This is a genomic window from Phenylobacterium sp. (genome assembly GCF_035475775.1).
Lineage (GTDB): Bacteria > Pseudomonadota > Alphaproteobacteria > Caulobacterales > Caulobacteraceae > Phenylobacterium.
Window position 1 is genome coordinate 66,529 of record NZ_DATIMC010000049.1, and the last position, 9,940, is coordinate 76,468.

Here is a 9,940-nt window from a genome sequence, read left to right on the forward strand (position 1 = left end):
CGCGAGACGCCGGCGCCACTTGGTCCTTCTCGGCGTCTCAGCGACTACACCCCTGCCCCTCCTCCATCGAGGAGGAGGGGGAACGCGGCGGCAGGGCCCATATGAATGATCTGACGCGACGGGGCGTGCTGATGCTGGCCGGCGCGGGCGTCGCGGGGCTGTTCGCGCCGCAGAGGGCGCGCGCCCGGCCGCGGGCGCCGGGGCAAGACCGGCTGGTGCTGCTGGGCGTGCGCGGCGGGCCGCTGGTGGACGGCTATGCCCAGACGCCCTCGGCCAGCGTGATCGTATTCGGCGGCGCGCCGCTGGTGGTGGACGCCGGCTATGGCGTGACGCTGAAGCTGATCGAGGCCGGCATTCCGTTGCGGGCCCTGCGGCGGGTGTTCATCACGCACCACCACTCCGACCATAACCTCGAGCTCGGGCCGCTGCTCTACAACGCCTGGGCGGACGGGGTCGCCGATCCGGTCGACGTCTATGGGCCGCGGGGCCTGGCCGAGCTGCTCGCCGCCTACTGGCGGTCCAACCGGATCGATCTGGCGGCGCGCATCGCCGACGAGGGGCGGCCGGACCTCCGAAAGCTGGTCCGCGCCCACGAGTTCACGCAGGGCGAGGTGATGCGCGAAGGCGACCTCGCGGTCTCGGCGCTGCGCAATCATCACCCGCCGCTCGCCGAGAGCTACGCCCTGAAGTTCCGGCTCGGCGGCAAGACGGTCGTGTTCTCCGGCGACACCTCCTACCTGCCCGCGCTGGCGGAGTTCGCGCGCGGCGCCGACTACCTGGTGCACGAGGCGATGTTCCCCGCCGCCGTCGGACGGCTCGCCGCCCGGCGCCCCAACGCCTCGCGGCTCGAGCAAAGCATCCTCAGCCACCACACCTCGGCCGGGGACGCGGGCCGCATCGCCGCCGCGGCCGGCGTGAAGACCCTGGTGCTCAACCACTTCGTGCCGGGCGACGACGCCGCGGTGACGCCGGCCCAGTGGGCGGCCGCCGCCGGGGCGCACTTCGCGGGCCGGATCGTGGTCGGACGCCCGATGCTGTCGCTGCCGCTGTGAGCGGGGAGCGAGCGGCCCCTACTTCCGACCGTGATGGCCGGGCTTGTGCCGGCCATGACGGATCGGATGAATCTGGTGGTTATGCGGCGACCGCGGCCCCTTCGCCCAGCGCGTCGAACTCGCTGAGGAAGGCGCGGCCCCTCGCCTCGCCCAGCCTGGCGCTCACCTGGCGGGCGATCTCGGCGCGGGTGCGCTCGCGGGCGAGCTCGCGTTCGCGGCGGCCGTGCCACTCGACCATCTGGGTCCAGAGCGGGTCGAGGATCTCGGCGCCGGGCTTTCTTCCGCCGCTCACTGTCTTCAACGTGAAGCTGCGCAGCTCGGAGAGCGCCACGCGCAGATAGGCCACGTGGCTCTGCTCGTCCTGGCGGATGCGCTCGACGATCTGGGCGGCCTGCTCGGCCGCGGCGCGGCGGTCGGTGAAGTTCGCCGGATCGCGGAACACCGCGCAGCAGAAGGCGAAGAAGCTCTCGGCGCGCACCTCGATCAAGAGCACGTTCATCAGCATCTTGATGAGCGCCTCGAAGCCGGGCGGCAGATCGGCGAGCTCGCGGCCGGCGGCCTCCGGGCGGGAGATGTTCTCCGGCACCTCCGGCAGGGGATAGGCGTCCTTGCCGAACACGGTGTCGCGGACCGCGAACCACATCTGGTCGTGCGCGCCGAGCTCGGGCGTGCGGGCGTCGCCGCCGCCTTCGTCCCAGCCGTGCGCCTCGAAGAGGCCCTTGCCGAGATGGCCGAGCGCGGCGTCGGCGACATCGTCGACCACGATCTGCTGCATGTCGGGCGCCTCGAACAGCGCGAGCTGCTTGCCGCGCGCCTCGATCACGCCGGTGACGGTGAGCGAGTTCCAGAGGAACTGGCCGAAACCGGCGCCCAGCAGCAGCCGCTCCTGCTCGACGTTGGGATAGGCGGGCAGCTCGAGCAGGCTGGTGGTCGCATCCAGCAGCGGCCAGCCGCGCGCCTCGAGCGCCGCGCTCCAGGCCTCCACCGCCGGCCAGCGGTTTCTCACCCGCGGCGAGACATAGGCGCCGTCCGCGTCGAAGCCGCCGTGCAGCCGATAGCCCGCCGCCTCGTGCGGCCGGGCGAAGTCGTGGCTCGCGATCAACTCGTCCCGGGTGTAGCGCAGCTTGGCCATGGCAAAGTCTCCTGCGCGGTGATCCGCGATGGCGCAAGCGTGATCCTGCCGATGAGCGCCGTCAACGTGACGCCGGCGTCAGGTTCGGCCGCCTTGCCCCTTGCCAGAGCAGGCGGGCGGGGCTCACCCTCCCATCCGAGCTGAAAAAGAAGAGGGCCCGGCCATGGCCGACGACGCCGCCACCTTCGACGCCGCGCGCGCCGAAGCCTATTCGACGCCGATCGACAAGATCGACGTCAGCCGGCAGGACCGCTTCGTCAGCAACACCATCTGGCCGTTCTTCGAGCGGCTCAGGCGCGAGGACCCCGTCCATTACTGCGCGGAGAGCGAGTTCGGCCCCTATTGGTCGATCACCAGGTTCGACGACATCGTCGCCGTCGAGACCAACCACCAGGCGTTCTCCTCCGAGAAGGCGATCGGCATCTTCGACCCCGTGCCGGGCGACGACTTCCAGATGCCGATGTTCATCGCCATGGACCCGCCCAAGCACGACGAGCAGCGCAAGGTGATCCAGCCGATCGTCTCGTCGGAGAACCTGGCCAACTTCGCCCCGCTGATCCGCCAGCGCGCCGCCAAGATCCTCGACGAGCTGCCGATCGGCGAGCCGTTCGACTGGGTGAACCGGGTCTCCGTCGAGCTCACCACCCAGATGCTGGCGACGCTGTTCGACTTCCCGTTCGAGGAGCGGCGCAAGCTCACCTACTGGTCGGACCTGGCGACCACCGACACCGACGATCCGGAGACCTACTCGCAGGCGATCCGCGAGATGTTCCCGGGCGGCGCCATGACCGTCGACCAGGGACGGGCCGAGCTGATGGCCTGCGCCTTCTACTTCAAGACCCTATGGGACCAGCGGGCGAACGCCCCGCCGGCCAACGACCTGATCTCCCTGCTGGCGCACGGCGAGGCGACCAGGGACATGCCGCTGATGGAGTTCCTGGGCAACATCCTGCTCTTGATCGTCGGCGGCAACGACACGACCCGGAACTCGATCACCGGCGGCCTGATCGCCTTCACCGAGAACCCGGACCAGCTCGCCAGGCTGCGCGCCAACCCGGCGCTGCTGGACAGCGCCATCCCGGAGATCATCCGCTGGCAGACGCCGGTGGCGCACATGCGCCGCACCGCCAAGGCCGACGTCCAGCTCGGCGGCAAGACCATCAAGGCGGGCGACAAGGTGGTCATGTGGTACGTCTCGGGCAACCGCGACGAGACCGCGATCGACAACCCCGAGGCGTTCATCGTCGACCGCGAACGCCCGCGCCATCACGTCTCGTTCGGCTTCGGCATCCACCGCTGCGTCGGCATGCGGCTGGCCGAGATGCAGCTGAAGATCGTCTGGGAGGAGATCCTGAAGCGCTTCCCGGTCATCGAGATCGTCGAGGAGCCGGTGCGCGTGAAGTCCTGCTTCCTGCGCGCCTACCGCAAGCTGATGGTGCGGATTCCGGCGCGGGCGTGAGCTGAGGCTATTTCGCCGGCGCCACGCGCCAGACGATGCCGCCGACGTCGTCGACCACCAGCAGCGCGCCGGTCTTGTCGACCGCGACGCCGACCGGGCGGCCCTGGATCTGCTGCTGGGCGTCGAGGAAGCCCGAGAGGAACACCTGCGCCGGGACCTGCGGCCTGCCGCCCTGGAAGGGCACGAAGACCACGCGGTAGCCGTTCAGCGGCTTGCGGTTCCACGAGCCGTGCTGGCCCACGAAGGCCCCGCCGCGGTAGGCCGGCGGGAAGGCGTCGGCCGTGTAGAAGACCAGCCCGAGCGAGGCGGTGTGCGGCCCCAGCGCATAATCCGGCGGGATGGCCTTGGCGACGAGGTCCGGGCGCGGCGGCCTGGCGCGCTTGTCGACGTGCTGGCCGTAGTAGCTGTAGGGCCAGCCGTAGAAGCCGCCGTCCTTGACGCTGGTCATGTAGTCCGGCGGCAGGTCGGGGCCGATCTCGTCGCGCTCGTTGACCGCCGTCCAGAGCTGGCCGGTGACGGGCTCGAAGGCCATGCCCACCGGATTGCGCAGCCCCGAGGCGAACACCCGGTGGGCGCCGGAGGCGATGTCGTATTCCCAGATCGCCGCCCGGCCCTGCTCGGCCGCGACGCCGTTGTCGCCGACGTTGGAGTTGGAGCCGACCGAGGCGTAGAGCCTGGTCCCGTCGCGCGAGGCGACGATGTTCTTGGTCCAGTGGTGGTTGATCGGCCCGCCCGGCAGATCGAGCACCTTTTCGCCGGCGCCTTGCACCGAGGTCGCGCCGGGCTGGTAGGGGAATTTCACCACGCTATCGTCGTTGGCCACGTAGAGCGTATTTCCGACCAGCGCCATGCCGAACGGCCGCTTCAGGCCTTGCGCGAAGACCGTCCGGGTCTCGGCGAGCCCGTCGCCGTCGGCGTCACGCAGCAGGACGATGCGGTTGCCGCTGGGGGCCGAGGCGGCGCCCACCCGCTTCAGCACCAGCTTGGCGAGCCAGGCCTCGGGGCCGTGCAGGGTGTGGTCCTGCGGGCTGGGCGGCGTGGAGGCGGATTCCGAGACCAGCACGTCGCCGTTCGGCAGCACATAGGCCCAGCGCGGATGATCGAGGCCCTGGGCGAACCGGGCGACTGTGAAGCCCGGCGGCGCCTTGGGCGCGGCGCCCTTCGGCCAGCCGACCGCCTTGGGGGCGTCGAACTGCGGCAGGATGCCGGTCTGCGGCTGCGGCAGCGGCGGATTGGGTCCGAAGCCCGCGAGCGGGTCGGGCGAGCCCGCCTTCTGGCAGCCCGCAAGGGCGAGAACCGCGGCGGCGGCGATCAGGTGACGGCGCATGCGAGCTTCCTCGACGTCTGGGCCGCGCGACCATAGCGCCGCTCTGCGAAACGCCAAGTCGAACCGCCCCGCACCGGGCAACCTGCCGAGGCGCCGATCCGTTTCTGCAAGACAGGGACGACGTGCGTCTTGGAGGACGCCGATGAAGATGATGTTCCTGGCGGTCTGTTCCGCCTTCGCGCTTTCGGCCTGCGCCGACGATTACTATGGCTACAACGGCTACGGCTATAACGACTACGGCTACCCGGGCTACAGCTCCTACTATGCGGGCGACGTGTACTACGATGGCTTCTACGGCCCCTACGCCAGCGGCTACTGGGGCCCGAACGATGTCTTCTTCTTCAGCCGTCGCGCCGGAGGCCCGTTCATCGCCGACAGGCGCCACCATTTCCGCCACCGGTTCGACGCGGGCTCGCGGCGTTTCGGCGACACGCGCTTCGACCGCCACCACGACTTCGACCACGACCACCACCGCTGAGGCCTGACGCCAGGGCGCCGTTGCGCAGGCGCACGAAACCCGCTGTGCTGGAGCGGGAGGATCGATCGCGCCCATGGACCTGACGCTGACGCCCGAGATGGCCGACTTCCGCGAGGAGGTGCGCGCCTTCCTGATAGCCCATCGCGCGGAGTACGAAGCCGGCCAGCCGAAGGACGCGCGCGCCTGGCAGAGGCGGCTGATCGAGGCGGGCTATGCGGCGCGCACGATCCCGAAGGAATACGGCGGCTACGGCGCCGAGCCCGACGTGCTGAAGGCGCGGATCATCGCGGAAGAATTCATCGCCGCGAACGCCCCGCGCGGCATGGCCGGCCAGGGCATCTCCATGCTGGCGCCGACCCTGCTCGAGGTGGGCTCGGAAGAACAGAAGCGGCGCTGGATCGCGCCCACCCTGCGCGGCGAGATCATCTGGTGCCAGGGCTATTCCGAGCCGGGCGCGGGCTCCGACCTCGCCTCGCTCTCGACCAAGGCGGTCGAGGACGGCGACGACTTCGTGATTTCCGGATCGAAGATCTGGACCAGCACCGCCCACCTCGCCCAGATGATGTTCTGCCTGGTGCGCACGGAGCCCGAGGCCGCCAAGCACGAGGGGATCAGCTACGTGCTGATCCCGATGGATGCGCCCGGCATCGAGGTCCGGCCGCTGAAGACCATGACCGGCCAGGCCGAGTTCAACGAGGTGTTCTTCACCGACGTGCGCGTGCCGCAGGCGAACGTCGTCGGCGGCCGCGGGCGCGGCTGGTTCGTGGCCAACACCACGCTGAAGCACGAGCGCGGCATGCTGGGCGACCCCAACGCCACGGAGGCCAGGCTGGGGCAGCTCATCGAGCTGATGAAGACCGAGCGCGTCGGCGGCGAGCGGATCGTCGACAACCCGGTCTTCCGCGACCGGCTGATGCAGCTGCAGGCGCGCGTCTTCGCCATGCGGTTCAACGGCCTGCGTCTCCTGACCAGCGCCATCACCGGCGAGCCGGCGGGGCTGGCGGGCCTCGTCGTCAAGCTGCAGGGCTGCGAGCTCAACCACCAGATCGCGGCGCTGGCGATCGATGCCCTGGGCGAGCTCGGCATCCTCTACCACGACGGGCCGCACCTCAGGGCCAAGGGGACCTGGCAGCGGAGCTACATGTTCGACCTGGGGCTGATCATCGGCGGCGGCACGGCGCAGATCCAGAAGAACATCATCGCCGAGCGCGGGCTGGGGCTGCCGCGCGAGCCCAGCCCGGCCAAGGTCTGAGCCATGCGGTTCGCGCTCTCCGAAGACCAGAAGCTGCTCGTCGACAGCGTGGGCAAGGCGCTCGCCGCCCTCTCGCCGCTGGAGCGCGTGCGCCGCTTCGCCGACCGGCGCGAGGCGACCGCGCCCGACCTCTGGGCGGGCCTCGCCGAGCTCGGCCTGCCCGGCCTGCTGATCCCCGAGGCCTATGGCGGGCTGGGGCTTGGCCTGCTGGAGGCGGCGCTGGCGGCCGAGGCGCTGGGCGCGGCCGTGGCGCCGAGCCCGTTCCTGGGGACCGCCGTGCTGGCGCCGCTTGCGCTCACGCTGGCCGGCTCGGAGGCGCAGAAGGCGAAGTGGCTGCCGAAGCTGGCGTCCGGCGAAGCGCTGGCCGGCGTGGCGATCGCCGAGGCGGTCGCCGGATCGCGCGACGGCGCGGGAATCGAGGCCGCCGACGGCAAGCTCAGCGGCAAGGCGCTGTTCGTGCTCGACGGGCTGGCGGCCGACCTGCTCATCGTCGCCGACCGCAGGGGCGGCCTGCATCTGGTCGAAACGCCGCCCAAGGCGACGCCGATGGATTCCATCGACGCCACGCGCCGGCTGTCGGAGATCGAGTTCCGCGACACGCCGGCGACGCCGCTCGCCTCCAACTCGGCGCTCGAGCGGCTGCGCGACGCCGCCTGGGTGATCCTCGCCGCCGAGACGCTGGGCGCCGGCCAGGCCATGCTCGACAAGGCGGTGGCCTACGCCAAGGAGCGGCGCCAGTTCGGCCGGGTGATCGGCTCGTTCCAGGCGGTGAAGCACCTGTGCGCCGAGATGGCGGCCGAGCTGGAGCCGGCCCGCGCGCTGGTCTGGTACGCCGCCTACGCCTTCGACCACGCGCCGGAGGAGTCCACCGTCTTGGCCGCCCACGCCAAGGCGCACCTCTCCGAGATCGGCCGCTTCGTCGCGCGCACGTCCACCGAGGTGCACGGCGGCATCGGCATGACCGACCTCCTGGGCCTGCACTACTGGTTCAAGCGGATCGGCCAGAACCGCCAGCTGCTCGGCGGGCCGGAGCGGGTGCGCGAGATCGCCGCCCGCGCCCAGGGGCTGGTGGGCGCGTAGGATGCCGCCGATGTACCGATACTGGACGCTCGCCGACAAGCCGGTCCCGCCCTGGCCCGAGCCGGACACCTTCGAAGTGCGCGAGGCGGAGCTTCCGAAGCCCGCCGAGGGGCAGGCGCTGACGCGGACGATCTACGTCTCACTGGATCCCTACCAATGGGGCTACAAGCGCCGCGGCGTCGACAAGCCCGGCCTGCCCTGCCACGCGCGCACCGTCGCCCAGGTGGTCGAGAGCCGGATGGCGGGCTACGCGCCGGGCGACTTCGTGTTCAACACCAACGGCTGGGCCGAGTACGCCCTGATGGGCGAAGGCGTGCCGCGTCCGGGCTACATGGTCCCGCGCAAGCTCGATCCGGGGCTCGGCCGCATCTCCTACGCCGTGGGCGTGCTGGGGATGCTGGGGCTCACGGCCTACGCCGGCATGCTGCTGCTGGGCGATCCCAAGCCCGGGGAGACGGCGGTGGTCTCGGCGGCCTCCGGCGGCGTCGGCCAGATCGCGGGCCAGCTCGCCAGGCTGCGCGGCGCGCGGGTGGTGGGGATCGCCGGCCGCGAGGAGAAGGTCCGCTTCGTCACCGACGAGCTCGGCTTCGACGCCTGCGCCTCGCACCTCGACCCGCAGATGGCGCAGGCGCTGCGCGCCGCCTGCCCGGACGGCGTCGACGTCTATTTCGAGAACGTCGGCGGGGCGGTGTTCGAGGCGGTGCTGCCGCTGTTCAACGAAGGCGCCCGGATGACCATCTGCGGGCTGATCGCCCACTACGGCGATGCGCCGGGCCACGACGCGCGCGCCGAGCTGATGCGGCGCGGCGATCCGATCTTCAAGGCGCGCCATGTCACCGTCCGGGACCTTTTCGTCGGCGACTGGGTGGCCGAGCACCAGGACGAGTGCCTTCGCCGGATGGCCGAGTGGGTCGCGGCGGGCCAGATCAAGTACCTGGAGGACATCCGCCACGGCTTCGAGACCGTGCCATCGGCGTTCGCCGAGATGCTGCGCGGCGGCAACTTCGGCAAGATGCTGGTGCAGGTGGGCGAGGACCCGACCCGCTGAGCCGGATCGCCGAGCGGGCCGCGCGTGCTAGGCTGAGCCGGATCGATCGGCATCGCGAGGTTCCCATGACCGAAAGCGCCGGCCTGCTGATACGTCGCGACGAGGCCGGGGTCGCGACCCTCACCCTCTGCGACGAACGCTCCCGCAACAGCCTCTCGGAAGCCATGCTGCAGGCGCTCTCGGCCGAGCTCGCCGCCATCGCGGCCGATCCCGGGGTGCGCGCCGTGGTGCTCGCGGCCGAGGGACCGGTGTTCTCGTCCGGCCATCATCTCAAGGAGATGGAGGCCCACCGCAACGACCCGGACGGCGGACGCGCCTGGGTCGAGGCGCTGATGGCGCGCTGCACGGCGGTGATGACCGCGATCGTGCGCCTGCCGCGGCCGGTGATCGCCGCGGTGGAGGGATTCGCGACCGCCGCGGGCTGCCAGCTGGTGGCGAGCTGCGACCTGGCGGTGGCCGGCGCCGACGCCCGGTTCTGCACGCCCGGCGTCAACCTGGGCCTGTTCTGCTCGACCCCGATGGTGGCGCTCACCCGCACCCTCGCGCCGAAGCACGCCATGGAGATGCTGCTGACCGGCGAGCCGATCGATGCGGCGCGGGCCGAGCGGATCGGGCTGGTGAACCGGGTGACCGCGCCCGGCCAGGCGCTCCTCGAGGCGGGCGCGCTCGCCCGGCGCATCGCCAGCCGCTCGCCCGAGGCGATCGCGTTCGGCAAGCCGCTGTTCCACAGGCAGGCCGCCCTGCCGCTCGACGAGGCCTACGCGGCGGCCGGCGCGGTCATGGCCCGCAACTTCCTGGCCGCCGACGCCTCCGAGGGCATCGGCGCGCTGCTGGCGCGGCGCGAGCCGGCATGGCCCGATCCGGGCGGCGCCCGGGCGGCTACTTCAGGGGCCGGATCTTCAGGTCCCTGAACCACACCGCGTCAGAATACGTCGACACGGTACCTATAGCGGCAAATCCGGCCCCTCGGCTCCGGTCCAGCGCCCGCGCGCATTCACGAAGTTGGTGTAGCGACGGTGAGCCTCTCCCACGGCCCGCCCGAGCCCGTCGGCGGTCCGGGGCGCCAGGATCAAATGAACGTGGTTGGGCATCAGGCAATAGGCCCACACTTC

The 9,940-nt window shown here is 71.2% G+C and carries 9 protein-coding genes; 7 read left to right on the forward strand and 2 right to left on the reverse strand.

Features of this window, described 5'->3' with window-relative positions; genetic code table 11:
- The first annotated feature begins 101 nt into the window (after positions 1-101).
- Positions 102-1,052: an MBL fold metallo-hydrolase gene (locus VLI41_RS06055; protein WP_325267161.1), complete on the forward strand. Its 951-nt coding sequence runs from the start codon at positions 102-104 to the stop codon at positions 1,050-1,052.
- Positions 1,053-1,131: 79 nt separating this feature from the next.
- Here the strand turns inward: VLI41_RS06055 and VLI41_RS06060 are convergent, their stop codons facing one another.
- Complete coding sequence (locus VLI41_RS06060) at positions 1,132-2,184, reverse strand: hypothetical protein (RefSeq protein ID WP_325267162.1); 1,053 nt, start codon at positions 2,182-2,184, stop codon at positions 1,132-1,134.
- Between the two features lie 163 nt (positions 2,185-2,347).
- On the opposite strand from VLI41_RS06060, the gene VLI41_RS06065 reads away from it, so the two are divergent.
- Complete coding sequence (locus VLI41_RS06065) at positions 2,348-3,643, forward strand: cytochrome P450 (protein ID WP_325267163.1); 1,296 nt, start codon at positions 2,348-2,350, stop codon at positions 3,641-3,643.
- Positions 3,644-3,650: 7 nt separating this feature from the next.
- Here the strand turns inward: VLI41_RS06065 and VLI41_RS06070 are convergent, their stop codons facing one another.
- Positions 3,651-4,970, reverse strand: a complete 1,320-nt coding sequence (locus VLI41_RS06070) for a sorbosone dehydrogenase family protein (RefSeq protein WP_325267164.1) — start codon at positions 4,968-4,970, stop codon at positions 3,651-3,653.
- A gap of 142 nt (positions 4,971-5,112) precedes the next feature.
- Between VLI41_RS06070 and VLI41_RS06075 the strand changes: the two genes are divergently transcribed.
- The 5 genes from VLI41_RS06075 (at position 5,113) to VLI41_RS06095 (ending at position 9,739) form a co-directional block, all read left to right on the forward strand.
- Positions 5,113-5,448 (forward strand): hypothetical protein, encoded by a 336-nt coding sequence (locus VLI41_RS06075; RefSeq protein ID WP_325267165.1) that lies wholly within the window; start codon positions 5,113-5,115, stop codon positions 5,446-5,448.
- A gap of 73 nt (positions 5,449-5,521) precedes the next feature.
- Positions 5,522-6,700 (forward strand): acyl-CoA dehydrogenase family protein, encoded by a 1,179-nt coding sequence (locus VLI41_RS06080; RefSeq protein WP_325267166.1) that lies wholly within the window; start codon positions 5,522-5,524, stop codon positions 6,698-6,700.
- 3 nt (positions 6,701-6,703) lie between these two features.
- Positions 6,704-7,780, forward strand: coding sequence for an acyl-CoA dehydrogenase family protein (locus VLI41_RS06085; RefSeq protein WP_325267167.1), 1,077 nt, complete (start codon positions 6,704-6,706; stop codon positions 7,778-7,780).
- 10 nt (positions 7,781-7,790) lie between these two features.
- Positions 7,791-8,828 (forward strand): NADP-dependent oxidoreductase, encoded by a 1,038-nt coding sequence (locus tag VLI41_RS06090; protein WP_325267168.1) that lies wholly within the window; start codon positions 7,791-7,793, stop codon positions 8,826-8,828.
- A gap of 65 nt (positions 8,829-8,893) precedes the next feature.
- Positions 8,894-9,739, forward strand: a complete 846-nt coding sequence (locus tag VLI41_RS06095; RefSeq protein ID WP_325267169.1) for an enoyl-CoA hydratase — start codon at positions 8,894-8,896, stop codon at positions 9,737-9,739.
- Positions 9,740-9,940 lie beyond the last annotated feature (201 nt).

Bases quoted from the DNA above. Each gene is read 5' to 3' on its own strand.
- VLI41_RS06065 (WP_325267163.1), top strand. From the start codon at position 2,348: ATGGCCGACGACGCCGCCACCTTCGACGCCGCGCGCGCCGAAGCCTAT.
- VLI41_RS06090 (WP_325267168.1), top strand. From the start codon at position 7,791: ATGTACCGATACTGGACGCTCGCCGACAAGCCGGTCCCGCCCTGGCCC.
- VLI41_RS06085 (WP_325267167.1), top strand. From the start codon at position 6,704: ATGCGGTTCGCGCTCTCCGAAGACCAGAAGCTGCTCGTCGACAGCGTG.
- VLI41_RS06095 (WP_325267169.1), top strand. From the start codon at position 8,894: ATGACCGAAAGCGCCGGCCTGCTGATACGTCGCGACGAGGCCGGGGTC.
- VLI41_RS06080 (WP_325267166.1), top strand. From the start codon at position 5,522: ATGGACCTGACGCTGACGCCCGAGATGGCCGACTTCCGCGAGGAGGTG.
- VLI41_RS06075 (WP_325267165.1), top strand. From the start codon at position 5,113: ATGAAGATGATGTTCCTGGCGGTCTGTTCCGCCTTCGCGCTTTCGGCC.
- VLI41_RS06055 (WP_325267161.1), top strand. From the start codon at position 102: ATGAATGATCTGACGCGACGGGGCGTGCTGATGCTGGCCGGCGCGGGC.
- VLI41_RS06070 (WP_325267164.1), bottom strand. From the start codon at position 4,970: ATGCGCCGTCACCTGATCGCCGCCGCCGCGGTTCTCGCCCTTGCGGGC.
- VLI41_RS06060 (WP_325267162.1), bottom strand. From the start codon at position 2,184: ATGGCCAAGCTGCGCTACACCCGGGACGAGTTGATCGCGAGCCACGAC.